18 protein-coding genes and 1 pseudogene are annotated in these 24197 nt (G+C 71.1%); 8 read left to right on the top strand and 11 right to left on the bottom strand.

From position 1 onward, the window contains the following. Nucleotides 1–42: 42 nt before the first annotated feature. The 3 genes from ACIBBB_RS29805 to ACIBBB_RS29815 all read right to left on the bottom strand — a co-directional run bounded on the left by ACIBBB_RS29805 (nucleotide 43) and on the right by ACIBBB_RS29815 (nucleotide 3161). On the bottom strand, nucleotides 43–1698 hold the full coding sequence (locus tag ACIBBB_RS29805; RefSeq protein ID WP_398987398.1) for a polyamine aminopropyltransferase: 1656 nt from the start codon (nucleotides 1696–1698) through the stop codon (nucleotides 43–45). 118 nt (nucleotides 1699–1816) lie between these two features. Then, nucleotides 1817–2335, bottom strand: a complete 519-nt coding sequence (locus ACIBBB_RS29810) for a DUF2617 family protein (RefSeq protein WP_398987400.1) — start codon at nucleotides 2333–2335, stop codon at nucleotides 1817–1819. 544 nt (nucleotides 2336–2879) lie between these two features. Further along, complete coding sequence (locus ACIBBB_RS29815) at nucleotides 2880–3161, bottom strand: hypothetical protein (RefSeq protein ID WP_398987403.1); 282 nt, start codon at nucleotides 3159–3161, stop codon at nucleotides 2880–2882. A 164-nt stretch (nucleotides 3162–3325) separates the two neighbouring features. On the opposite strand from ACIBBB_RS29815, the gene ACIBBB_RS29820 reads away from it, so the two are divergent. Then, nucleotides 3326–4597 carry a pyridoxal phosphate-dependent aminotransferase gene (locus ACIBBB_RS29820; RefSeq protein ID WP_398987406.1) on the top strand — a complete coding sequence of 424 codons (1272 nt, stop codon included), beginning with the start codon at nucleotides 3326–3328 and terminating at the stop codon, nucleotides 4595–4597. A gap of 13 nt (nucleotides 4598–4610) precedes the next feature. Here ACIBBB_RS29820 and ACIBBB_RS29825 read toward each other — a convergent pair whose 3' ends face one another. Further along, a complete protein-coding gene (locus tag ACIBBB_RS29825) occupies nucleotides 4611–8474 on the bottom strand; it encodes a CHAT domain-containing protein (protein ID WP_398987409.1) in 3864 nt (1287 codons plus the stop codon). Nucleotides 8475–8576: 102 nt separating this feature from the next. On the opposite strand from ACIBBB_RS29825, the gene ACIBBB_RS29830 reads away from it, so the two are divergent. From ACIBBB_RS29830 to ACIBBB_RS29840, 3 genes are all read left to right on the top strand, one after another. Further along, complete coding sequence (locus ACIBBB_RS29830) at nucleotides 8577–9020, top strand: hypothetical protein (protein WP_398987411.1); 444 nt, start codon at nucleotides 8577–8579, stop codon at nucleotides 9018–9020. Nucleotides 9021–9048: 28 nt separating this feature from the next. Continuing rightward, nucleotides 9049–9933 (top strand): hypothetical protein, encoded by an 885-nt coding sequence (locus ACIBBB_RS29835; protein WP_398987413.1) that lies wholly within the window; start codon nucleotides 9049–9051, stop codon nucleotides 9931–9933. A gap of 669 nt (nucleotides 9934–10602) precedes the next feature. Beyond that, entirely contained in the window at nucleotides 10603–11766 is a 1164-nt protein-coding gene (locus tag ACIBBB_RS29840; RefSeq protein ID WP_398987472.1) for a mannosyltransferase family protein, read from the top strand. Between the two features lie 62 nt (nucleotides 11767–11828). On the opposite strand, the gene ACIBBB_RS29845 is transcribed toward ACIBBB_RS29840, so the two are convergent. Both ACIBBB_RS29845 and clpB read right to left on the bottom strand, forming a co-directional pair. Continuing rightward, nucleotides 11829–12413, bottom strand: a complete 585-nt coding sequence (locus tag ACIBBB_RS29845; RefSeq protein ID WP_398987416.1) for a YbjN domain-containing protein — start codon at nucleotides 12411–12413, stop codon at nucleotides 11829–11831. Between the two features lie 268 nt (nucleotides 12414–12681). Continuing rightward, nucleotides 12682–15264 (bottom strand): annotated as a pseudogene (clpB, locus tag ACIBBB_RS29850) (ATP-dependent chaperone ClpB); the annotation flags it as partial. A 169-nt stretch (nucleotides 15265–15433) separates the two neighbouring features. On the opposite strand from clpB, the gene ACIBBB_RS29855 reads away from it, so the two are divergent. Continuing rightward, the gene (locus ACIBBB_RS29855) at nucleotides 15434–15838 is read left to right on the top strand and encodes a pyridoxamine 5'-phosphate oxidase family protein (RefSeq protein ID WP_398987418.1); all 405 of its coding nucleotides are present in this window, start codon (nucleotides 15434–15436) and stop codon (nucleotides 15836–15838) included. Between the two features lie 155 nt (nucleotides 15839–15993). On the opposite strand, the gene ACIBBB_RS29860 is transcribed toward ACIBBB_RS29855, so the two are convergent. Continuing rightward, nucleotides 15994–16314 carry a hypothetical protein gene (locus ACIBBB_RS29860; RefSeq protein ID WP_023539836.1) on the bottom strand — a complete coding sequence of 107 codons (321 nt, stop codon included), beginning with the start codon at nucleotides 16312–16314 and terminating at the stop codon, nucleotides 15994–15996. A gap of 292 nt (nucleotides 16315–16606) precedes the next feature. Between ACIBBB_RS29860 and ACIBBB_RS29865 the strand changes: the two genes are divergently transcribed. Both ACIBBB_RS29865 and ACIBBB_RS29870 read left to right on the top strand, forming a co-directional pair. Continuing rightward, the gene (locus ACIBBB_RS29865; RefSeq protein ID WP_398987420.1) at nucleotides 16607–17590 is read left to right on the top strand and encodes a helix-turn-helix transcriptional regulator; all 984 of its coding nucleotides are present in this window, start codon (nucleotides 16607–16609) and stop codon (nucleotides 17588–17590) included. A 199-nt stretch (nucleotides 17591–17789) separates the two neighbouring features. Continuing rightward, nucleotides 17790–18806 carry a LuxR C-terminal-related transcriptional regulator gene (locus tag ACIBBB_RS29870; RefSeq protein WP_398987474.1) on the top strand — a complete coding sequence of 339 codons (1017 nt, stop codon included), beginning with the start codon at nucleotides 17790–17792 and terminating at the stop codon, nucleotides 18804–18806. Between the two features lie 82 nt (nucleotides 18807–18888). On the opposite strand, the gene ACIBBB_RS29875 is transcribed toward ACIBBB_RS29870, so the two are convergent. From ACIBBB_RS29875 to dnaK, 4 genes are all read right to left on the bottom strand, one after another. After that, nucleotides 18889–19365: a heat shock protein transcriptional repressor HspR gene (locus ACIBBB_RS29875; protein WP_398987422.1), complete on the bottom strand. Its 477-nt coding sequence runs from the start codon at nucleotides 19363–19365 to the stop codon at nucleotides 18889–18891. A gap of 5 nt (nucleotides 19366–19370) precedes the next feature. After that, nucleotides 19371–20579, bottom strand: a complete 1209-nt coding sequence (dnaJ, locus tag ACIBBB_RS29880) for a molecular chaperone DnaJ (protein WP_398987425.1) — start codon at nucleotides 20577–20579, stop codon at nucleotides 19371–19373. A 62-nt stretch (nucleotides 20580–20641) separates the two neighbouring features. Next, entirely contained in the window at nucleotides 20642–21322 is a 681-nt protein-coding gene (gene grpE / locus ACIBBB_RS29885; protein WP_398987427.1) for a nucleotide exchange factor GrpE, read from the bottom strand. Then, nucleotides 21319–23184: a molecular chaperone DnaK gene (dnaK, locus tag ACIBBB_RS29890; protein ID WP_398987430.1), complete on the bottom strand. Its 1866-nt coding sequence runs from the start codon at nucleotides 23182–23184 to the stop codon at nucleotides 21319–21321. The genes grpE and dnaK overlap by 4 nt, the downstream gene beginning before the upstream one ends. Nucleotides 23185–23438: 254 nt before the next feature. Between dnaK and ACIBBB_RS29895 the strand changes: the two genes are divergently transcribed. After that, entirely contained in the window at nucleotides 23439–24173 is a 735-nt protein-coding gene (locus ACIBBB_RS29895; protein WP_398987432.1) for a sugar transferase, read from the top strand. Nucleotides 24174–24197 lie beyond the last annotated feature (24 nt).

Consider the following 24197-nt stretch of genomic DNA (forward strand, 5'->3'; position numbering starts at 1 on the left):
GCCCCTCCGCGCACAACGGCTGCATCGGCCGACCCCGCGCCATCAGCCCGCGTACCGCGGATGCACCAGCGTCGACGGCGGCAGATCACGCAACCGGGTACGTTCCGCCCCGAGAACCCCCGCTTCGAGCACCGGCGCGGCAAGCGAGCGCAGCCGGGGCGCGTCCGGGGGGAGCCGCACGCCCGGCGGGCGGCCGACGGCGGCCAGGACGAAGCCCCAGTCCGCCCTCGTGCCCGCGCCCGCCGCCTCCCCCTCGTCCGCGTTCTTCTCGTCGTGCGCCCGGTCCGGCCCCGCCCCGAAGCCGGCCGCCCGCCCCGTCGCGCTGTACGGACTGGTCCCGAAACCGGCCGCCCGCAGCGTCGCGTCCACCGTCCAGTACGTACGGGGCCGGACGGCCGGCGGCCCCGCGTGCACGGCCAGCCGCCCGCCCTCGGCGAGAACCCGGGAGGCGAGCCCGTAGAACTCCTCCGAGTAGAGCTTGGCGCTCGGGGTGATACCGGGGTTGGGCAGGTCCGAGATGACCACGTCGTACGGCCCCCGCTCCGTCGCCGACCCGCTCCCGCGCCCCCGCAGCCACGCGAACGCGTCCCCGTACTCCACCCGGAGCCGAGGGTCGTCGTACGCGTGCCCGTTCAGCTCCGCCAGCGCCGGGTCCGTACGGGCCAGGCGCGCGACGCCCGGGTCCAGCTCGACGAGCGTGACCGAACGGACGTCCGGATAACGCAGCACCTCCCGCGCCGCGAGCCCGTCGCCGCCGCCCAGGAGCAGCACCCGCTCGTGCCGACCGCTCATCGCGGGGTGCACCAGCGCCTCGTGGTAGCGGAACTCGTCGCGCTCGCTGACCCGCAGCCGCCCGTCCAGATACAGCTTCAGCGGGCCGCCCCGCCCGCCCCGCCCGCCCGTGAGCACCACTTCCTGGACGTCGGTCTGGACCGCGACCCGCACCCCGTCCCCGTACACCGCGCGCCGCGCCGCCCGCTCGAAGTCGTCCACCATGACGGCGGCGACCCCCAGCACCGTCAGCACCAGGACGTTCACGAGCAGCAGCAGCCCCCGCTCGCGCCCCGTCAGATCGCGGCCGAAGACCCAGAGCACGAGCGCGCCCCCCGCCACCACGTTCACCCCGCCGGTCAGCAGCGCGCCCGTCAGCTGCCCGAACCACGGCAGCAGCAGGAACGGGAACGCGAGCCCGCCGACCAGCGCGCCCACATAGTCCGCGGCGAAGAGATCCGCGACGGTCCCGCCCGCGTCCTGCCGGGAGACCCGCTGGATGAGCGTCATCAGCAGCGGGATCTCCGCGCCGATGAGGATCCCGATGGAGAGCGAGAAGCCGATCAGCGCGTACCGCGACTCGCCCATCCAGGCGAACGTCGCGTACAGCACCATCGCCGAGCAGCCGCCCAGCAGCGCGAGCGCCGCCTCCACCAGGCCGAATCCGACCGCCGCCCGGCAGCGCAGCCGCTTGGCGAGCAGCGACCCGAGGCCCATCGCGAAGACCATCAGGGACAGGACCACCGAGGCCTGCGTGACGGAATCCCCGATCAGATATGTCGCGAGGGCGACCAGCTCCAGCTCGTACACCAGTCCGCAGGCGGCGCACACGAAGACCACGGCGAGAATCAGGAAGCGGCCCGCGCTGGGTCGGACGGGCAGTCGCGGCGCGCTTTCCGCCGGCGCGACCACAGACTGGTCGATCATTCCAGTAACGCTACGTCACGACTTGCGTGCGGCTTGTCACCCACAAGAGTGGTAACTCGCGTTCACGCAACTCCCCCTGACCTATTCCTGCCGCTCCCGCGGCCCACGCCGGACGCCGCTACAGCGCGACCGGAACTCTCACCCCCACCCGCGTCCGGGTCACCACCAGCGCCCCCTCCTGGGGATACGCGTGCCAGGTCCGCCAGGACACCTGTCCCTCGTGCCGCTGCACGAGCATCGCCGTGAACGCGTGCGGTTCACCCGGGAACGTGCCCGCGAGTCCGTTCGGATGGTCGGCGACCAGCGCGAGCAGTTCCTGCGCGCGCCCCGCGAACGAGCCTTGCGACAACGTCTCGACGCGCGCGGCGAATTCGTACTCCCACGCCCCGACGCGCTCGGCGACACCGAGCGGAAGCGGCGTACTGCTGCCGGGGATACAGGCCACCGTCTCGGAGCAACTCCCCTGCGCCTCCTCAAGAAGCACCTGGTGGGAGGCGCCGAGAAGCCGTAACTGGAGTTTGGCGCCGGTGAGTTCGAGATCGAGGACGGCGAGGGCGGGCAGCGGCTCGCGCCCCAATGCCCAGGCCAGATCCGCGGCACGGGTGTCGGTGTAGGTGGTATTGAGACTTCTGAGCATGGGTCGGCTCCGCAAACACGCTTGGCAAAGTGGACCGGGTGGCGTCCCGGAGGATGAATGGGGAGATCTGAGATCGGCGATCGGAGATCTGCTAACAGAGAACAGAGAACAGAGAACGGTGAGTTGTGAGCTGCGAGTTGTGAACGGTGAACTGTCGGAACTTACGAGCGGAGAACTGAGAACCGGGAACTGAGCGTTGTGAGTTGATCGAGGGAATTGCGAGCTGAGTACTGAGGCATGACGGAAGTAGGAGATCGTCTACTCGGCTCCGCGCGAAAGTCCGAGGTTCGAGGCCCAAGGTCCGGGGGCTGGAAAATCTCAACAGCGAGGGAATCACGAAGTAAGGGGCGCTCACAGCGTTTTTACCCAACTTGACTGGGTTTCCATCCCCTCGGGGGTGCCACAGTTCAACTGTTCAACCACAAACCGCTCAACCTCTCGGCGGCCCATCGGGGGACCAGCACCCCGGCGATCAACATGAAGGTGCCCGGCGGGAGTTCATCCCGCCGGGCACCTTCAGTGGCTACGGACCAGCTGCCCCGTGTCAGCTGCCTCCGCCGCCGCACCCCCCGCCGCCTCCGCCGCAGGAGGACGAACCTCCGCCGCAGGACGAGGAGCCGCCTCCGTCGCCGGTGGAGTACCAGCTCCCGCCGCTCCCGCCGCCGCCCCCGTCGCCGCCGCCCCCGCCGGATCGGCGGCTGCCGGAGAGCCGGACACCGCGATTGCGGTTCCGCGCCCGCCGGTGCTTCGAATAGGCCCCCATCGCGAACAGGAACCCGACAACCAACAGTGCGAGAAACCCGAAGGCCAGACCCACAACGTTCATCGTCTTCACCGTCTTTCTGTTCCCCCGAAGCGAGGCCTCCGCGTCATCGCGTGACCGGCTTCGCCAGTGATCGGCTTTCGTGCCGTCTTCTTGTGTGACTGGGGAATGCCCCCCGCCTCACGAACCCAAAGCAGACTTGAGCAAGTCCAGAGCTTCGGCGCAGGATGGCCGCCATGACCGCCACGAATCCCCCGGATCTCCCGAGTCCCCCGAGTCCCGCGACTCCCCCGGCTCCCCCGGCATCCGGCGCGAGCGAAGACCCCGCGCGCCGCCGCCCCCTGCTCAACCGACGCCTCGCGGAGTTCGGGACGACGATCTTCGCCGAGATGTCGGCGCTGGCCGTCCGGACCGGCGCGATCAACCTGGGCCAGGGTTTTCCCGACACCGACGGCCCCGAGGAGGTCAGGGAGGCGGCGGTACGGGCCCTGCGCGACGGCCGCGGCAACCAGTACCCGCCCGGCCCCGGCGTCCCGGAGCTGCGCACCGCGATCGCCGACCACCAGCTGAAGCGGTACGGCCTGGCGTACGACCCCGACACCGAGGTCCTGGTCACGGCGGGCGCCACCGAGGCGATCGCCGCGTCGCTGCTCGCCCTCGTGGAGCCCGGCGACGAGGTGATCGCACTGGAGCCGTACTACGACTCGTACGCCGCCTCCATCGCCCTGGCGGGCGGCACGCGCGTCCCCGTCACGCTGCGGCCCCGCGACGGGGCGTACCACCTGGACCTGGACGAGCTGCGCGACGCCGTCACCCCGCGCACGCGGCTGATCCTCCTCAACACCCCGCACAACCCGACCGGCACCGTCCTCACGCGCGAGGAGCTGGCGGCCGTGGCCGCGCTCGCCGTCGAGCGGGATCTGCTGGTCGTCACCGACGAGGTGTACGAGCACCTGGTCTTCGACGGCGAACATCTGCCCGTCGCGTCCTTCCCGGGGATGCGCGAGCGCACGGTCACCATCGGCAGCGCGGGCAAGACGTTCTCGTTCACCGGCTGGAAGGTCGGCTGGGTGACGGCCACGCCGGAGCTGGTGACCGCGGTCAAGTCGGCGAAGCAGTTCCTGACGTACGTCTCGGCGGGCCCCTTCCAGTACGCCGTCGCCGAGGCGCTGCGGCTGCCGGACAGCTACTTCGACGACCTGCGCGACGATCTGCGGGCCAAGCGCGACCTACTGTCGGCGGGACTCGTGGCGGCCGGGTTCGAGGTCTACCGGCCGGCGGGCACGTACTTCGTCACCACCGACATCCGGCCGCTCGGCGAGAGCGACGGCTTCGCGTTCTGCCGTGCGCTGCCGGAGCGGTGCGGTGTGGTGGCCGTACCGAACGCGGTGTTCTACGACCACCGGGAGCAGGGCGCGCCCTTCGTACGGTTCGCGTTCTGCAAGCGCGCGGAGGTACTGGCGGACGCGGCGGCCCGGCTGAAGACGCTCGCGGGGTGAGCCGCGAAGGGCCTCACGGTCCCGCGTGGACCTGGCAGGCCCACAGACTCGGGGTACGGGGGTACTCGGCGCGCAGCTCGCACACCGCGCGGTGCAGGGCGCGCGCCGTGCCGTCGACGGAGAGCGCGCCGCCCGCCCCGCCGGGCCGGGTGTCCAGCTGCTCGTAGACCCGGCGGGCGACCCTGGCCCCGATCATGTCGTCCACCGGCCAGAGCGAGCCGACGACATGGGAGAAGCCCGCCATCTGGAAGGCGCTCGCGATGTGCACGGACTCGTCGGCGAGTTCGGCGCTGATACGCATGGTGTCGCAGGCGGACAGATAGGCCAGGCGGGCACCGGGAAGGCGCAGCCGGGCGAGGTCGCGGACGGTCGGCGACGCGTCGGGCGGCCCGTGCAGCACCAGCCTGCCGTTCGACGGGCGCAGCGGATCGCTGACGGCGTGGCAGGCGAAGTGCACGTGCGCGTGGTCGCGCAGCCGGGCGTCGACCGCCGCGCGGGTCGCGGCGCCGTCGGCGAGCACCGTGGCGTACGGCAGCCGTCGCGCGAGCCAGTGGGCCTCCTCGCGCGCACCGGGGAGCGCGGGAAGCCCGTCCGCCTCCGGGACGGCGACGATCAGGAAGGAGTCGTCCGCGATGTCGGCGCGGGAGGTGACTCGGGGGCGCGCCGGAGCGCGCGTGCGGGCGTGGTGGAGCGTACGGAGCGTGGGGGCGTACGAGGACACCACCCGGTCGAGGGCGCCCGGCCCCGTGCCGTCCGGCGCCGCGGCGTGCAGGGGCAGCGTGCCGAGCAGCCCGCCCGGCGACCACCAGATCCGCGGCAGTGCCTCCCCCTCCGGGGGGACGCCGAGGCGCAGCCGGTCGAGGACGGGGCCGGTGACGGCCGACCAGAGCCAGTCCAGCGTGGACCGCACCTCGCCCTGGGCCCGCAGCGCCTCCTCGTGGCCGCTCCCCGGCGCGTTCATCCGGGCGAGCGCGTCATGGAAACGCTCGGTGCGAGTGGTCACCTCCGGCGCGGTGAGCAGCGGCAGCGGCAGGGCCTCGACGGTCTTCCCGGTCACGAGGAGGGCCCCACCGGCCGGGGCCTCGGTGCCGCCGGCACTGTCGGCGGGCGGCACATGCACCAGCACGACGGGCCCTTGTGCGGCTGTCGCGGCCAACTCGGCGTCGTCCCAGTCGCGTACGGACCGGAAGAGCCGCAACTCCGGATATTCGGCGCGGATCCGGGCGGTCAGCGCGTCCCACCGCGTGGTCAGCCGCTGCCGTTGGTCGCTGGCCGGGCCCACAGGATCGGACGGTCCGTACGGGGAATCCTCCGGCGACTCCGGCACCAACTCGTCCGTCGAAGCATCGAGTCCCTGCCGCAGCCGGACCAACTCGTCCGCCAACTGCGGTGCTCTGAGCGCCAGTTCCGTGAAGTCGCTGTTCGCGTCGAAGGCCTGGGCCAGCAGCACCCCGCGTGCCTGCTCCAACAGCCTTACGGCGAGCCCCGGTTCTCCGCACCGGACCGCGCAGGCCGCCGCCTCCGCGCCCAGACCCACCGTCCCGCCGAGCCTGAACTCCTGGTCGTCACGCAGGAGATGGCGCGCCGAGAGGACCGGCATCAGGTCGACGGCGACGACGTACCCCTTGAGCGCGAGATCGGGTCTGCCGAGTTCCAGCCCGGCGCGCGCCCACCGCCGGGCCGCGTTCAGCCGTTCCGAGGGCGGACACTGCGGTTCGAGCGCCGCCTCGCGGAAAGCCGCGGCAACCTGCCTGAGGTCGTCCACCGCGCGCGTACGTGCGTACCGTTCGGCCAGCAGTTCGCCCAGTGCCGAGAGTCGTGTCGTGAGATTCGGATGCTCCGGAGGCGTCGCGTCGACGGCCTCCCGCAGCAGCCGGACCGCCCGTTCGTGCGCGCCCGGGGACCACCCCGTGCGCGGGAGGGCCCGCTGGACAACGCCGGCCGCCACCAGGAAGTTCGGCCGCTGCGGCGATCCTTCGGGCAGTGCGGCGAGCGCCGATTCGATGACCGTGCGCGCTTCGCGCAGATCCCGGCGGTGGCGCGTGATGCCGAAGCGCGAGAGCAGGATGAGCGACAGTGACAACTGCCGAGGCGACAGAAGCGGATCGGTCGCTTCGGTCAGCTCCAGCGCCGCTCTGATGTGCTCCACCGCCTGGTCGGAGGTGACCGCGTCGCGCGTCCGGTCGGCCGTACGCATCAGCGCGGCTCCCGTCGCGGAGAGAATCGCCGCCCGCTTCAACGCGGACGCGCCGGGCAGCGAGGCGGCCCGCCGCCGGCAGTCCAGCGCTTCCGCCAGATCGGTGGAGTCCTGCAACCTGTTATGACGGAGCATCAGTGCGGCGCTGAGATTGATCAGCCGCCCGCCGAGCAGATGATGCCCGGCAGGGGTCTCGCGCACGGCCTCGCGCTGCGCGTCGACCGCCTCCGTCAGCACCGCGATGTCGGACGACCGCTGATGAAGCGAGATCAGGACCATGCCCAGATTGGTCAGCGCGCCGGGCCGGGACGCGTGACCGGGGGGCAGCATCGCGAGCGCCTCGCGCATCCGCGCCGCGGCGGTCACGAGATCTTCCGGGGCGCCGAGGCCCCGTTCGTACCGGCCGCGCAGCTCCAGGGCGGAGTTGACCAGCTGCTGGACCGTACGACCGGCCACTCCGTCCGCGCCCCGCGGCCCCTCGTCGCCGAGGAGCCGCCTCGCCTCCTCCAGGTCGCGTACGTCCCCGAGGCGCGCGTGGCGCAGTCTCAGTGCGAGCCCCAACTGCCTCTCCGCGCGAGCCCGTTGGCCCGGATCCGTCCAGGCCTCCCGGCGCGAGCGGGTCAGCAGGGCGACGGCCTCCTCCAGGTCGGCGAGCTCGGCCGTCCGCTCGTACCGCTTGACGAGCATGAGGGCCACCTCGGCCAGGGCCGAGCCGGGTCCGTGCGGGTGGCCGGAGACGGCTTCCCTGCTCAGTCCGACGACCTCGTCGAACTCCTCGACGGCGCCGCCCGACCGGTCGAGCCGCAGACTCAGCGCCCCCGCCAGGATGCCTCGGTGGCGGGCGAGGTCGGGGTGGTTGTCGCCCGTCTGGGCCAGCACGTCGCGGGCGATCCCGATCGCCTCCTCCAGATCCTCCGGGTCGGACGTCCGCTCGTACCGCTGGACCAGCGACAGTCCGTGATCGCTGAGCCGTGTCAGACGGTCCGGGGCGCCGGCCGGGGTGAGCCGCACGGCGCGACGCTCAAGGCGCAGCACCTCGTCGGCCAGCCGTGCCGACTCCTCCCGCAGAGCGTCGTCGTCCCAGGCTCGCGCGGCGGCGGCCAGCGCGTCGGCCAGCCGGGAGACCCGTACGGCGAGCTCCGGGTCGTCGTACGCGGTGGCGAGCACCGAGAGCCGGCCCGCGGCGATCGCCTGCGCGCGCACGATGTCGGGGGAACTGCCCGGCATCTCGAACGCCTTCGCCATCTCCGGGGGTTGCCCCGGCAGCTGACGGCCCTCACCGGCGGCCGTGGCGGCCAGACACACCCCGCTCCACACCTCCGGCCCGTCGGCGGCGGCGGGGTCCGGCCAGGACGCCTGGGGCAGCGAGGCCCAGAGCGCCGCCAACTCCGGTGGTACGGCCTGCCGGTCACACACCCAGACCGGAAGCAGCAGCATCCCCGCGCAACTGCCCTCCTCCGCGCCCTTGCCCTCGCCCAGTTCACCGCAGCGGGCCCAGTAGAGCCAACCGGCCGCCTGCCGGGCGTCCATGTCCGTACCGAGGTCGCATCCGCGCAGCAACGCCACCAGCTCGGCGTCCGCCTCCGGGCCGAACAGCATTGCTCCGTCGCCCCGTTGGACGGCGCGCTCCAGCCGTCCGGTCACCGCGATCAGCAGGTCGTCCCGGCTCGTACCCCGCACCCTCACGCCTGTCCCCGCTCACATCCGACGACTCACCCGTGCCACTGACTCATTGTGTTGGTCCGCGAGCCAAGCGTGCCTCTCCAAGGCACACTTGAGGCCATGACCGCATCAGACATGGCGTACGAGGAGCGTCGACGCGCCGATTCCATCGCGGCTCTGTGCGCGCTGCTGGCGGAGCGGAACGGCTTGTGGCGCACGGACAGCGATGTCGCGCGGGCCACCGAGCGGGCCAGAGACCTGCTCGACCCCGACTCCACCGCGGACCCCGACCAACTCGACGCGGCTTTCGGGGAGTTGGACGAGGCGCTGCTCCGGGGAGGCGACGCGCGCGGGCTGGGCGGGCATCTGCGGGTAGGGGCGGGTCAGCAGTACCCCGGTCAGGCGATCCCCGGCGTCCACCCGATGATCAAGGTCGCGCTCTGTCCCGGTACGGTGCTCTGCACGCGTCGCGAACCGGCCAAGGACCTGCGGCCGGCGCCGCCGTGCGCGCTCAACGGCGGACGGATGCGCAAGGAGCGCCTGCGCCGGGACCCGACGGCATGAGCGCGAGTGCGCCGAGGCGCGCGCGCCGGTGAACCCGCTCCTGGTCACCCTCGGCACCAAACTCACCGAGCGCTGGCTCAACCTCCTCGTGCTGCCCGGCGCGCTCTACCTGGGAGTCGTCGCCGCCGGCACGACGCTCGGGCATACCCACTGGCACGACATCGACCGGCTGCGCGAAGCCCTGGACGACCTGACCGCGCGGCCGGTCCTGGACCGTACGGGCACGGCGGCGGTCGCGGTGGCGGCGATCCTGTTGGTCTCCTCGGCGCTGTCGCTGGCCGCCCAGTTCCTCGGGACCGCCGTCGAGAGCTTCTGGCTGCGCGAGAGCCGCTTCCCTCTCGGACGGCGCCTCCAGCGAGAGCGCCACACGGCGTGGCAGCGCCTCGACGACGAACGGACCGACGCGATCCGCGACCCGGCCACCCCGGCGGCCGAGATCGAACGCCTCACCCGGGCCCGCGACCGTATCGCCCTGGTCCCGCCGAGCCGCCCCACCTGGTACGGCGACCGGCTCGCGGCGGCAGCCGCGCGGGTCTACGCCGCGTACAGCATCGACCTCGCCGCCGTCTGGCCCCGCCTCTGGCTGATCCTCGCCGAACCGGCCCAACGCCAGATCGAGTCCGCCCGCCTCGCCCTCGCCACGGCGGCGCGCCTCGGAGCCTGGTCGGTCGGCTACCTCGCCGTCGCGGCGTGGTGGTGGCCGGCGGCCCTGATCGCCCTGGGCTGCGCGCTGGTGGCCCGCGCCCGCGCCCGGGAGGCGGTGGAGTCACTTGCCTCCCTGGTGGAAGCGGCGGTGGACGTCCACGCCCGGGACCTGGCGGTGCTGGTGGGCCTGGAACCCCCGGACGCGACGGGGCTGCTCTCGCCGGACACGGGGGACACCATGTCGGAGATCTTCCGCAAGGCGGACTAGGGTCTGTCGTTTGGATCAGGCTGGATCAGGGGGCGCCCGCCGCGGCAGCGGCTGATGTCCCGGTGGGCGCCGTGGATCGCAAGGCGGAGGAGGGGAGGCATGGCGGAGCCATGCCGACCGACGACAACGCGGCGGCACCGGACCCCGCGAGCCCGGCCTGATCCAAACGACAGACCCCAGGCAGGTACTTGGGCGACCCCGGCAACGCGGCGAGCGTGCGTGCCGGGCGTCGTGAGCCGGACGGGACTCGCACAACACGCCCTGGGCGGCGGGCAGTGCTTGCGGCGGTCGGCGCGGGCGCCGAGTCCGCGGGTCGGCCCGTCGGGCGACAGGCGCCCCGGCGCACGCGACCGCGGGGCCCCACCACACCCGCGCCCTCGCGGTCATCCCTGTCACGACGACACGCCGCCCCTCCCCACGTACCCCCCGTACGGCGCCCCTTCGTACCCGGTCGGCCGGACCCCGGTCGCGCGCTCCACCCCCGCGACGGAAGGTCGGTCCGACCCGTCCCGCGCCCGGAGGTGCCCCCTGTCCGCCGACACGCTCGACACAGTCGACGCATACGACACCGCCGAACCCGCCGAACCCGCCGGACCCGCCGAACCCGCCGAACCCGCCGGACCCGCCGGACCCGCCGAACCCGCCGCGAAACCCGAAGCCCCAGCGGCCATCACCTTCACCCCCGTCGCCACCCCGCGCGCCCCCCGCCTCATCTCCGCCCTGCGCCGCGCGGCCCCCGCCCTCGGGCTGTTCGCCGCCGCGCGGCTCACCGGGCTGCTCGTCCTGTGCCTCTGGGCCGAGCACATCGGCCGGTCCCCGCGCCAACTCCTCACCCAGAGCTGGGACTCCACCTGGTACACGCGGATCGCCGCCCAGGGCTACGGCCACACGCTCCACTTCACCGACGGCGCCGTCCACAGCGACCTGGCGTTCTTCCCGCTCTACCCCGGTCTCGTACGGGCCGTCACCGCCGTGCTCCCGATCGGCGGCGGCACCGCCGCCCTGCTGATCTCCTGGGCCGCCGCCGCGGTCGCCGCCTTCGGCATCCATCTGCTCGGCGAGCGCCTGCACGGCCGGGCCACCGCGACCGTCCTCGTGCTCCTGTGGGGTCTGCTCCCGCACTCGGTCGTGTTCTCCATCGCGTACACGGAACCGCTGCTCACCGCCTTCGCCGCCTTCTCCCTGTACGCGGTGCTCACCGGCCGCTGGGTGTGGGCGGGTTCGCTGGCCGCGCTCGCGGGCCTGGCGCGGCCCAACGGGGTCGCCATCGCGGCGGCGGTGTGCGTCGCGGCGGCGTACGAGCTGTGGAAGCGCCGCGCGCACGCGCCCTGGCGGCTCTGGGCCGGGGCCGCCGTCGCGCCGCTCGGCTGGGGCGGCTATCTGCTCTGGGTGGGCGTACGCACCGGCGATCCGCTCTCCGGCTACTTCGCCGTACAGCGCGGCTGGCGGTCCCGTTTCGACTTCGGCGTCGACGCCCTGCGAAACGTACGGGACATCGTCCTGCGCCCCGCCGAACTGGCCACCACCGCGACCGCGCTCATCGTCGGCGCGGCCGTACTGCTCTTCGCGCTGCTCGTCGTGGACCGGGAGAGCCGCCCACCGCTGCCGGTACTCGTGTACACGGGCGTACTGCTGCTGATCACGGCCGGCGGCGGAGGCTTCTTCGAGTCCAAGCCGCGCTTCCTGCTGCCCGCGTTCCCCCTGCTGCTCCCGCTCGCGTGCGCGCTCGTGAAAGCCCGGCCGAGAGCGGCGATCGTGGTGATCGCGGCCCTCGCCGGGCTGTCGTGCTGCTACGGGACGTATCTGCTGACGCTGGCTCCGGTGCCGCTGTAGCGCCGAGGCCGCACGCGCGGCCCGTCAGAGCCCCGTCAGAGCTGCCCGTCGGAGCGGGCCCGTCAGGCCTCGTCGGCAGGCTTCTGCTCGGTGGGAGCGCCATCGGCGGACCCGGCGGACGTCTCCTCCGCGGGCTTGCCCTCGGTCGGCGTCAGCCCGAAGGTCTCCACCAGCCACTTGTCGAACTCGATCGACGCCCGCACCCAGCTGACGGTCGACGACACGAAGTGCTCCAGGCTGACGCCGGTACCGATCAGCATCTGGGCCTCGCCGATGAGCCGGACGGTCGTGGGGCCGTCCTCCTCCTCGTGCACGTGGCTGTAGACCTTGGGCCACAGCGTGCGGCGGTTCCAGTCGTCGATCGCGTCGAGGATCTTGGGCTTGTCCTCAAGGGCGTGCGGCCGGTCGTAGAACGTCCGTACCGAGAAGACCTGCTGGTCGTCCTCGCCGCGGAACATGAAGTACGTACGGAAATCCTCCCACGGCGCCGCGAGGTCACCCTCGTCGTCGACGACGTACTTCAGCTCCATCTGGTCGAGGAGCTGCTTGACCAGATCCTGGTCGGGGACGACAGGGCCCGCCGGTCCCGCAGCCTGCGGTTGGGGCTGAGCCCCGAAGTTCGGAATCGAGGACGGGTCGATAGTCATCGCTGGATTCTCCTGAGGAAGGCATGCCGTTGTCTGACAACGACCCTAGCCGCGATCCCCCTGCGGCAACCCCGCACCCCGTCGACAATCGGGCGGGAGGCGGGCGTGGCCCGCCACCGTTGCGGTGACGGGCCCCCGGGCCCGGCCGGAACCGCGCGGACCCGCGCCGACCCGCGCGTCCCTAAGGCGTCTTCTCCAAAGAAGGCGCCCCCGCGCCGGCCCCCGCATCCGGGCCCGCCCCCTCCTCGGCCTCCGGCTCCCGCCCACGCGACGCCGGCCCCACGATCAGCCCGTCACCCGCGCGGTCCACCCGTACCGTGTCGCCGTCCACGACCTCGCCCGCGAGGATCTCCTTCGCCAGCCGGTCGCCGATCGCCGTCTGGATCAGCCGGCGCAGCGGCCGCGCGCCGTACGCCGGGTCGTTGCCCTTGTCCGCCAGCCAGGCCAGGGCCTGCGGGGTGATGTCGAGGGCGAGGCGGCGGTCCGCCAGCCGCTTCGCGAGCAGCCCGATCTGAAGGTCGGCGATCCGGGCCAGCTCGTCCTTGGAGAGCGCCGAGAAGACCACGAGATCGTCCAGCCGGTTCAGGAACTCCGGCTTGAACGAGACCCGTACGGCCTCCAGGACCTGCTGCTTCTTCGTCTCCGCCGAGGGGATCGGGTCGACCAGATACTGACTGCCGAGGTTCGAGGTGAGGACCAGGATGGTGTTGCGGAAGTCCACCGTCCGCCCCTGGCCGTCCGTGAGACGGCCGTCGTCGAGGACCTGGAGCAGGACGTCGAAGACCTCCGGGTGCGCCTTCTCGACCTCGTCCAGCAGGACCACGCTGTACGGCCTGCGGCGGACGGCCTCGGTGAGCTGGCCGCCCTCCTCGTAGCCGACGTAGCCGGGGGGCGCCCCGACGAGCCGCGCGACCGAGTGCTTCTCGCCGTACTCGCTCATGTCGATACGGACCATGGCCCGCTCGTCGTCGAAGAGGAAGTCCGCCAGGGCCTTCGCCAGTTCGGTCTTGCCGACCCCGGTCGGCCCGAGGAAGAGGAACGAGCCGGTGGGCCGGTCCGGGTCCGCGATGCCCGCGCGGGTGCGCCGTACCGCGTCCGACACCGCCTCGACGGCCTCGGTCTGACCGATCAGCCGGCGGCCGAGCTCCGCCTCCATACGGAGGAGCTTGCGCGTCTCGCCCTCCAGCAGCCGCCCGGCCGGGATCCCTGTCCACGCCCCGACGACTTCGGCGATCTCGTCCTCGCCGACCTCCTCCTTGACCATGGTGTCCTTCGCGGCTTCCTGCTCCGCCTCGGCCGCCGCCGCCAACTCCTGCTCCACGGCCGGGATCTCGCCGTACAGCAGCTTGGACGCGGTGTCGAGGTCCTGGTCGCGCCGCGCGCGCTCGGCCTGTCCGCGCAGCTCGTCCAGCTTCTCCTTCAGCTCACCGACCCGGTTCAGCCCCTGCTTCTCCTTCTGCCACCGCGCGTCGAGCCCGCGCAACTCCTCCTCGCGGTCGGCGAGGTCGCGGCGCAGCTTCTCCAGACGCTGCTTGGACGCGGCGTCCGACTCGTTCTTCAGCGCGAGCTCCTCCATACGGAGGCGGTCGACCGACCTCTGGAGTTCGTCGATCTCGACGGGTGAGGAGTCGATCTCCATACGGAGGCGGGACGCGGCCTCGTCGACGAGGTCGATGGCCTTGTCGGGCAGGAAGCGCGAGGTGATGTAGCGGTCGGAGAGCGCGGCGGCGGCGACCAGCGCCGCGTCCGCGATCTGCACCTTGTGGTGCGCCTCGTACCGGCCCTTGAGGCCGCGCAGGATCGCGATCGTGTCCTCGACGTTCGGTTCGGCGATCAGCACCTGCTGGAAGCGCCGCTCCAGCGCGGCGTCCTTCTCGATGCGCTCGCGGTACTCGTCCAGGGTCGTCGCGCCGACCATGCGCAGCTCGCCGCGCGCCAGCATGGGCTTGAGCATGTTGCCCGCGTCCATGGCGGAGTCGCCGCCGGCGCCCGCGCCCACGACGGTGTGCAGCTCGTCGATAAAGGTGATGATCTGCCCGTCGCTCTCCTTGATCTCGGACAGGACGGTCTTCAGCCGCTCCTCGAACTCGCCGCGGTACTTGGCGCCCGCGACCATCGCGCCCAGGTCCAGGGAGACCAGCTTCTTGTTCTTCAGGGACTCCGGCACGTCGCCCTTGACGATGCGCTGCGCGAGCCCTTCCACGACGGCAGTCTTGCCGACGCCTGGCTCGCCGATCAGTACGGGGTTGTTCTTCGTACGGCGCGACAGCACCTGCACCACACGGCGGATCTCCTGGTCCCGGCCGATGACCGGGTCGAGCTTGCCCTCGCGCGCGGCGGCCGTGAAGTCGGTGCCGAACTTCTCCAGGGCCTTGTACTGGCCCTCCGGGTCGGGTGTGGTCACCCGGCGTCCTCCCCTTGCCTTCTCGAACGCGGCCTGCAACTTCTTCGCGCCGGCACCCTGCCGCTCCAGCAGGTCTCCGGCCTTGCCGCCCTCGGCCGCGATCCCGATGAGCAGATGCTCGGTCGAGATGTACTCGTCACCCAGCTTCTTCGCCCGCTTGGCGCCGTCGGCGATGACGGCGAGCAGCGCGCGGTCGGGGCCGGGCGGGGCGACGGTGGAGCCTCGCACGCTGGGCCGTTCGGCCAGCAGCCGCTCCGCCCCGGACCGTACCTCAGCCTGGTCGGCGTCGACCGCGACGAGCAGATCGGTGACGTTCTCGTTGTCCTCGCCCGCGAGCAGCGCGAGCAGCAGGTGCGCGGGGGTCAGGTCGGCATGGCCCGCCGACACCGCGCGGTCGGTGGCGGCGTTGATGGCGTCCTTGCTCTTGTTCGTCAGCTCGGCGTCCACGTGCGGTCTCTCCTCCTCGGCGCAGGGTCCGTCCCCAAAGAACCTGACCCACCCAACGTACGCAAAGTTGAGTCTATTCCACTCAAGCCCGCACGAGGCGCATCCGGCTCCACCGACCAACTACCGCCGACCCGCGTCCCCGAGGCCATTACGCGCCTATTCTTCCGGCATGGCCCAAGACGTACGCGATCCCGACGACGACTATCTCGCCTTCTGGCGCGAGCGCCACCTGTCCACACTGACCACGCTGCGGCCGGACGGCACACCGCATGTGGTGCCGGTGGGCGTGACGTACGAGCCGGAGACCCGGCTGGCACGTGTCATCACCGGCAAGAACTCCACGAAGGTCGCCAACATCCTGGCGGCGGGCCCGAACGGGGCGCGGGTGGCGGTCTGTCAGGTCCAAGGACGGCGCTGGGCGACGCTTGAGGGCGTCGCGACGATACGGACGGAGGCCGACCGGGTCGCGGACGCGGTAGGCCGTTACGCGGCCCGCTACGAGCGCACGCCGGGACCCAACCCGGACCGGATCGTCATCGAGATCACCGTCGACCGCGCGCTCGGCAGAGGATGACCCGCCCACCGCGGACGCCGCCACCCGGCGGCGCGCGGCACAGCGGCCGGCGGCCTGTACGCGGGCAGCACAGCGGCGCCATCGCGTTTCAGGTCCACGATGGCGCCGCTGTGTGGGGGAAGCGCCCGAGCGATCTACTACGACGGGGGAATCGCTCAGGCACTGCGGGGGGTGGCGGAAATGGTCTGTGGTTCGACCAGCTGGTGGTCACGCTGATCAAGATTTACGAAAATCATGTCGTACCGAATCGCGCAGCGCACGGGCTGCGGCGCCCCCCGAGGCTTCCTCAGACACCGGTAGGCACGGACGTCCTCGTCCTCCTCGCGGACGACGACCACGGGCTCGCCGAACAGGGTGACCATCAACGAGTCACCACGGTGAGGGATCGCCGTGACGAGATCGATGAAGTGCCATCCCGATCGGTAGGCCGAAGCCATCTCTCGCCGAAAGACCCTGTCGTCCGGCGGGACAGTCATGCGCCCAAGTCCACCGGTGCGCTGTCCCAGGAGGGATCACTCGGCAGAGCCTGCACGGCGGATACAGACACGTTGTCCGCCGCGGGGGTGCCACCCGCGACGAGCGAACCCGTCACGGCCACCGCAAAAGCAAGTACGCAAAACGCGCGAGCCATCCTCTTCATGGACGATCTCCACCCCATTCTGATCACTATCCTCCCCCCGCGACTAAGACGATGGCCCACGCCGAACGCTTCCACCAGCGAGCACGGGCATCATGTTCCTGTAATTCAGGACCCTGAGGGGGTGTCAAATGCAGTCAAGTCAGGGAATTGACGGACATAGGCATGGGCCTGGCGAACTATGCGAAGCCGGCAAAAATCTCTACGCGGCAGCTCTGCGCTCCGGCCGGCTGTCCCGGTCGGAGGTGGAGGCCGCACCCTGCCTGCTCGCCCTCGCACTGCTGCGCCCGGACCCGGACGATGCCCAGTGGCTCCGTCCGGTATCCCCGTCGATCGCGCTCAATCAGCTCACGCATCCCCTGGAGCGGGAGATCCAGGAGCGGCGGCAGCTCGCCATGTCGCTCGCGGAGACCTTCGAGCCGTTCATGACGCTCACCGCCATGGACCCGTCAGCCACGCACGCGATCACCGTGCTCGAAGGGCTGAGCCTCATCAACTCCACCCTGGACCGGGTAACGGCGGAGTGCACCGAGGAACTGCTCACGGTCCAGCCCGGCAGCGGACGGAAACCGGGCTCCCAGGAGGAGGCACTGCGCAGGGTCCGCCCACTGATAGACAGCGGCGTGAAGATGCGGACCCTGTATCAGCACACGGCCCGGCATCACCCCGCCACGCTCGCCTACGTGGAACGGGTCGCGCCGCACGGGGTGGAGGTGCGAACGCTGGAGGAGATCATCGAGCGCCTCATCATCGTCGACCGCAAAGTGGCCTTCGTACCCGCCCGCAGCGACCGCAGGATCGCCCTGGAACTCCGCCACGAGGGTCTCGTGCAGTATCTCGTCGGAGTCTTCGAGCAGTTCTGGCTCCACGGCACCCCCTGGGACGAACAGTTGTCGTACGCGCCGGAGATCGACGGCATCACCAGCATCCAGCGCTCCATCGCCAAACTCCTCATCGACGGCCACGTGGACGAGGCCATCGCACGCCGGCTCGGCATGAACGTCCGCACCTGCCGTGCGCACATCGCCAAACTGAGCACCACGCTCGGCAGCGGCAGCAGGGCCCAACTCGGCTACCTCATCGCCCAGTCGGGCATTCTGGACCACGATCACTGAGCTTTCCGAAGACACCGCGCCTTCGGCGAACAAGCGGGACGGACGGGGATGACGTCCGTGCTCACGCCGGGGGGAGACGCGGTCACGGCCGCTGTACGGTCCGGGAGTTGACCGCTCCTACCCGTCAGCAACCCTCCTCCACCGACTAGAATCGCACCACCGTCATCTTGCTGCATTGCAGAAAGTGGAGGGTGCCGAAATAGGCGAAACCGGAGAGAATCGGACGCGCCATCCACACGGCGACCGGGAGCTGTGCGAGACGGCGATCGGTCTTTACACCGAGGCTCTGCGCAGAGGGCGGATCACTCGCGCCGCACTGGCGCCTGCGCCCTGCCTCCTCGACATGGCGCTCCTGTATCCCGACCCTCTGGACCCCGTGTGGATGAGCCCGGTGCTGCCGTCCGCCGCTCTGGCGCGTCTCCTCCAGCCCATCACACGTGAGATCCACGAACGCGTCCAGCTGACCACCTCCCTGGTCAACTCGCTCGCGCCACTGAGCGCCGTCGTCGCCGAAGATCCCAGCCTCTCCATCACCATGCTCGACGGGCACGCGCTGATCGACGCGAAGGTCGGCGAGGCCGCCCGCGCGGCGACGAAGGAGATCCTGACGGTCCAGCCGGGGTTCAGCAGGGAGCGCAAACTCATGATGGCGGGGCTGGCCCGCTCTCTGGCCGCCATCGAACGCGGCGCCCACCTGAGGCACTTGTACCAGCACCCGGCGCGCTACAGCCCGCACATCAAGGAGTACCTGGAGCAGGTCCCCGCCGACCGGCTGGAGGTACGCACGGTCGAGCAGACCGTCGAGCGCCTGATCATCGTCGACCGCGCGGTGGCCTTCATCCCCGCCAGCGCCAACCGCCACACGGCCCTGGAGATCCGGCACCCGGCCCTGATCACCTACCTCGTGCAGGTCTACGAGGTCCTGTGGGGCCAGGCCACCCCCATGACGGAACGCCCGCCCACCATCTCACCGGACGCACCGGTGACCCCGGTCCAGCGCAGCATCGCCCGCCTCCTCGTCGAAGGAACCACCGACGAGGCCGTGGCCCGCCGGATGGGCATCAGCGTCCGCACCTGCCGCTCGCACATAGCCAAACTGATGCAGGCCCTCAACGCCTCCAGCCGCACCCATCTCGGCGCCCTGCTCGTCCAGTCGGGCCTGATCGACCCCGAGACCCCCAGCCCTCCGGAGGGCGTGCGGGGCCTCCCCCAGTAGCCCTTGCCGAGCAACGAGGAAGGCCCGTTGTCCTCCCGAGACATCCGGGAGACAACGGGCCTTCGTCCACAGGTCCTGTGTTCTAGTCCGACGACAGCTTCGGCTTCGGCCGCCACACCACCAGCGCGCTCGTCTGCTGCACGTCCTGGTACGGCACCAGGTCCCGGCGGTACGACGCGTGGACCTGGGCCTCGCGTTGGCGCATCGCCGCCGCCGCGCCGTCCACCGCCGCGCCCAGTTCGGCGACGCGTGCCTGTAGCGCCGCGACCTGGTTCTCCAGCTCGATGATGCGCTTGATGCCGGCCAGGTTGATGCCCTCGTCCTGCGACAACTGCTGGACATGGCGGAGCAGTTCGATGTCGCGCGCCGAGTAGCGCCTGCCGCGGCCCGCCGTACGGTCCGGCGAGACGAGGCCCAACCGGTCGTACTGGCGCAGGGTCTGCGGATGCAGACCCGACAGCTGGGCCGCCACCGAGATGACGTACACCGGCGACTCTTCGGTCAGTTCGAAGGCCGGGTTGAACGATGAGTGCGGTCGACGCCGCCCGACCCCGTCCATTGGAGTCACGCTCCCTTCGCTGCCTGGAACAGCTCGTCCCGCGGGTTCTCCCCCGCGGTCGCCTTCCGGTAACTCTCCAGCGCGTCACGGGCCTCGGCGCCGAGATCCTTGGGGACGACCACCTCGACGGTGACCAGGAGGTCGCCACGGGTGCCGTCCTTGCGTACGGCGCCCTTCCCCCGGGCGCGCATCGTACGGCCGTTGGGCGTGCCCGCGGGCAGTTTCAGGGTGACCGGTGGTCCGCCCAGCGTCGGGACCTTGACCTCGCCGCCGAGTGTCGCCTCCACGAAGGTGACCGGCACGGTGACGGTGAGGTTGTCGCCCTTGCGGCCGAAGACCGGGTGCGAGCCGACGTGGACCACCACGTACAGGTCGCCCGCCGGGCCGCCGCGCTCACCGGGCGCGCCCTTGCCGCGCAGCCGGATCCGCTGGCTGTCGCTGACGCCCGCCGGGATGCGGACCTGCATGGTCCGCGAGGACTTGGCACGGCCGCTGCCCTTGCAGACCTCGCAGGGGTCCTGGGCGATCAGCCCACGGCCCTTGCAGTCCACGCACGGATCGGTCAGCGAGAAGCCGCCGCCCGTGCCGCGCGAGACCTGTCCGGTGCCGACGCAGGTCGGGCAGACCCTCGGCGAGCCGTTCTTGTCGCCGGTGCCCGAACACGCCTTGCAGGGCGCCTGGCTCGACATCCGCAGCGGGACCGTGGCCCCGTCGACCGCCTCGGTGAAGCTGAGCGTCACCTCGGACTCGATGTCCTGGCCGCGGCGCGGCTGCGTACGCGTCCCCGTGCCGGGACCGCCTCGGTTGAAGAGGCCGCCGAACACGTCCCCGAGCCCGCCGCCGAAGCCGCCGGCGCCGCCCTGGCCCTGGGGCCCTCCGCCACCGCCCTGGGGGCCGCCTCCGAAGAGGTCGCCCAGGTCGAAGTTGAAGGAACCGCCGCCACCGGCCCCGGGGCCGGCCCGGAAGCCGCCGCCGTTGCCGAAGAGCGAGCGCGCCTCGTCGTACTCCTTGCGCCGCTTGGGGTCGCCGAGCACGTCGTTGGCCTCGGAGATCTCCTTGAAGCGCTCCTCGGCCTTGACGTCACCCTTGTTGGCGTCCGGGTGGAACTCGCGGGCGAGTTTGCGGTACGCCTTCTTGATCTCGGCCTCGGTGGCGTCCTTGGGGACGCCGAGAACCTTGTAGTAGTCCTTCTCCACGAAGTCCTTGGTACTCATTCCCGACGTCCCTCCTCACTGCCCGTCATGCGTACTGCCCGTCCGCACCGCTTGTCCGCACGTCAGCCCTCGTCCGGGCCACCGCTCTCCTCGTCCGTGTCCGGCTCGTCGGCGCTCGATGCCTTCTCCCCGGGCTGGACCCCCGGCTGGGGCTCCGCCACGGCGACGCGGGCGGGCCTGATCGTCCGCTCGCCGAACCGGTACCCAGGCTGCAGGATCGCGACGCACGTGTCCTCGGTGACATCCGGCGCGTAGCTGTGCATCAGGGCTTCGTGGATCGTCGGGTCGAAGGGCTCGCCCTCCTTGCCGAACTGCTGGAGGCCCATCTTCGCGGCCACCGTCTCCAACGATTCCGCCACCGACTTGAACCCGCCCACCAGCTCGGCGTGTTCCCGGGCGCGCCCGATGTCGTCGAGGACGGGCAGCAGCTCGGTCAGAAGGCTCGCGACGGCGATCTCCTTGACCGTGACCCGGTCCCGCTCGACCCGGCGGCGGTAGTTCTGGTACTCGGCCTGAAGCCGCTGGAGGTCTGCCGTGCGCTCACCGAGCGCCGTACGGACCTGGTCCAGCTGTGCGATCAGGGCGATCTGTGTGGTGTCGTGCTGTACGTCCCCGGCCGGGGGGGCCGCCGGGCCCGGCTCCTTGGCGGAGTCCGGCTCGGCGGCCTTCGGCGCGGCGTCTTCGGGGGTGGCGCCGGAAGGGACGTCGGGCTCCTCCTCGAAGCCCGGAGTCTCCTCCGTCACGCGGCACCGTCCTTCTTGGGCTTCTCGTCGTCGACGATCTCGGCGTCCACGACATCGTCCGCGCCGTCGGAGCCGCCGGCGGGACCGGCCTGCTCCGTGCCCTGGGCGTCGTTGCCGGCGCCCTCGGCCTGCGCGTTCGCGTACATGGCCTGGCCGAGCTTCTGCGAGACGGCCGCGACCTTCTCGGTGGCCGTACGGATCTCGGCCGTGTCCTCACCCTTGAGCTTCTCCTTCAGCTCGCCGATGGAGGTCTCGACCTCTTCCTTCACGTCACCGGGGACCTTGTCCTCGTTGTCCTTGAGGAACTTCTCGGTCTGGTACACGAGCTGTTCGGCCTGGTTGCGGGTCTCGGCGGCCTCGCGACGGCGGTGGTCCTCGTCCGCGTACTGCTCGGCCTCTTCGCGCATCCGGTTGACCTCGTCCTTCGGCAGCGAGGAGCCACCGGTGACGGTCATCTTCTGCTCCTTGCCGGTGCCGAGGTCCTTCGCGGCCACGTGCATGATGCCGTTGGCGTCGATGTCGAAGGCGACCTCGATCTGCGGCACACCGCGCGGGGCGGGCGGCAGACCGGTCAGCTCGAACATTCCGAGCTTCTTGTTGTACGCCGCGATCTCGCGCTCGCCCTGGTAGACCTGGATCTGCACCGACGGCTGGTTGTCCTCGGCCGTCGTGAAGATCTCGGAGCGCTTCGTCGGGATCGTCGTGTTGCGCTCGATGAGCTTGGTCATGATGCCGCCCTTGGTCTCGATACCCAGGGACAGCGGGGTGACGTCGAGCAGCAGGACGTCCTTGACCTCGCCCTTGAGGACACCGGCCTGGAGCGCGGCACCGATGGCCACGACCTCGTCGGGGTTGACGCCCTTGTTGGCGTCACGGCCGCCGGTGAGCTCCTTGACGATCTCGGCGACGGCGGGCATACGCGTGGAGCCGCCGACCAGGACCACGTGGTCGATCTCGGACAGCGCGATACCGGCGTCCTTGATGACGTTGTGGAACGGGGTCTTGCAGCGCTCCAGCAGATCGGCCGTCAGCTGCTGGAACTGGGAGCGCGTGAGCTTCTCGTCCAGGTGCAGCGGGCCCTCGGCGGACGCCGTGATGTACGGCAGGTTGATCGTGGTCTCGGTGGAGGACGACAGCTCGATCTTCGCCTTCTCCGCGGCCTCGCGGAGACGCTGGAGAGCCATCTTGTCCTTGGCCAGGTCCACGCCGTGACCGTTGGCGAACTGCTTCACCAGGTAGTCGACGACACGCTGGTCCCAGTCGTCACCACCGAGGTGGTTGTCACCGTTGGTGGCCTTCACCTCGACGACGCCGTCACCGATCTCCAGGAGCGACACGTCGAAGGTGCCGCCGCCGAGGTCGAAGACGAGGATCGTCTGGTCGTCCTTGTCGAGCCCGTACGCCAGCGCGGCGGCCGTGGGCTCGTTGACGATACGCAGGACGTTGAGGCCCGCGATCTCGCCGGCCTCCTTCGTGGCCTGGCGCTCGGAGTCGTTGAAGTAGGCCGGGACGGTGATGACCGCGTCGGCGACCTTCTCACCCAGGTAGGACTCGGCGTCGCGCTTCAGCTTCTGAAGGACGAACGCGGAGATCTGCTGCGGGTTGAAGTCCTTGCCGTCGAGGTTGATCTTCCAGTCGGTGCCCATGTGGCGCTTGACCGACCGGATGGTCCTGTCGACGTTCGTGACTGCCTGGCGCTTGGCGACCTCTCCGACGAGCACCTCGCCGTTCTTGGCGAAGGCGACGACGGACGGCGTGGTCCTGGCGCCTTCGGCGTTGGTGATGACGGTGGGCTCGCCGCCTTCGAGAACGCTGACGACGGAGTTAGTCGTGCCCAGGTCGATGCCGACCGCACGTGCCATTTCGATTCCTCCAGCTGACTTGAGTGGAACAGGCTCAAGGATGCACGACTGATCCTTGGGCGTCAACAGAGCTGAGTCGAGGGGACTCAACTATCGTGCGGCCACATTTCCGGGCGCCGCCCGGGACCACGCGGTTCCCGCAGGTCCGCGCGCCTTCGGAACTTCTCTTCCCCACTGAGTCACGATCGACCGGCACCCGCTTCGCAAATGCCATGTCGCGGAGCACAATCACACACAACGGTCGGGGGTATCTGATGGTTCCGCGCCCGGATCCCGGCCCGGCGGCCCACGCCGGGGACCGGGTCCCGGACCAAGCCCCGGGCCCGGCCCAGGGCCCAGCCCTGGAGCACGTCACGGGCCCCTTGGGCCACACCCTGGGCCGCGCCACGGGTCATGCCCTGCGCGACGCCATGGACCGGGTCCTCGACCATCTCCTCGACCCCAAGCGCCTGCTGGACCTGACGCTCGGCTCACTCCTGCTGGTCCTGATCTCGCCCGTACTGGCCGCCGCCGCCCTCACCCTCACGCTCTCCGGGCGGCACCCCGGCAGCGCCTTCACCCACGGGCGCCGCGTCGGCATGAACGGCCGGATCTTCACCCTCCGCACCCTCGCCACCCGCCGCCGGCGGCTCGACCTGCTGTCGCGCCTGCCCCATGTCGTATCGGGCGAGATGTCCCTCGTCGGCCCCGCGCCGCTCACGCCCGGCGACCCCAGGGCGGCAGCGCCCTGGCGGCAGTCCGTACGGCCGGGGCTCACCGGCCTCGCCCAGGTGCGCCGGCGCTCCCCGCTTCCTTGGGACGAGCCCGCGCTGCTCGACCAGCACTACGTCGAGCACCACTGGATCGGCCTCGACCTGCTGATCCTCGCCCGCACCCCGGCCGCCGCCTCCGCCCCGTACGTCGCGAACACCGCCGCGCCGCGGATCCCGGCACAGGGTCACCTCAGCGACACAGATCACCGGCCGCGCGGCTACAGTGCGGCGGGATAACTGGGTACCCTCAGCACGAACCGA

Origin of the sequence: Streptomyces sp. NPDC051217, from assembly GCF_044455465.1 — a bacterium.
GTDB lineage: Bacteria > Actinomycetota > Actinomycetes > Streptomycetales > Streptomycetaceae > Streptomyces.

Coding starts and splice junctions, on each gene's coding strand:
- ACIBBB_RS29805 (WP_398987398.1), bottom strand. CDS start 1,698: ATGATCGACCAGTCTGTGGTCGCGCCGGCGGAAAGCGCGCCGCGACTG.
- ACIBBB_RS29810 (WP_398987400.1), bottom strand. CDS start 2,335: ATGCTCAGAAGTCTCAATACCACCTACACCGACACCCGTGCCGCGGAT.
- ACIBBB_RS29815 (WP_398987403.1), bottom strand. CDS start 3,161: ATGAACGTTGTGGGTCTGGCCTTCGGGTTTCTCGCACTGTTGGTTGTC.
- ACIBBB_RS29820 (WP_398987406.1), top strand. CDS start 3,326: ATGGCCGCCATGACCGCCACGAATCCCCCGGATCTCCCGAGTCCCCCG.
- ACIBBB_RS29830 (WP_398987411.1), top strand. CDS start 8,577: ATGACCGCATCAGACATGGCGTACGAGGAGCGTCGACGCGCCGATTCC.
- ACIBBB_RS29845 (WP_398987416.1), bottom strand. CDS start 12,413: ATGACTATCGACCCGTCCTCGATTCCGAACTTCGGGGCTCAGCCCCAA.
- ACIBBB_RS29855 (WP_398987418.1), top strand. CDS start 15,434: ATGGCCCAAGACGTACGCGATCCCGACGACGACTATCTCGCCTTCTGG.
- ACIBBB_RS29860 (WP_023539836.1), bottom strand. CDS start 16,314: ATGACTGTCCCGCCGGACGACAGGGTCTTTCGGCGAGAGATGGCTTCG.
- ACIBBB_RS29865 (WP_398987420.1), top strand. CDS start 16,607: ATGCAGTCAAGTCAGGGAATTGACGGACATAGGCATGGGCCTGGCGAA.
- ACIBBB_RS29875 (WP_398987422.1), bottom strand. CDS start 19,365: ATGGACGGGGTCGGGCGGCGTCGACCGCACTCATCGTTCAACCCGGCC.
- dnaJ (WP_398987425.1), bottom strand. CDS start 20,579: ATGAGTACCAAGGACTTCGTGGAGAAGGACTACTACAAGGTTCTCGGC.
- dnaK (WP_398987430.1), bottom strand. CDS start 23,184: ATGGCACGTGCGGTCGGCATCGACCTGGGCACGACTAACTCCGTCGTC.
- ACIBBB_RS29895 (WP_398987432.1), top strand. CDS start 23,439: ATGGTTCCGCGCCCGGATCCCGGCCCGGCGGCCCACGCCGGGGACCGG.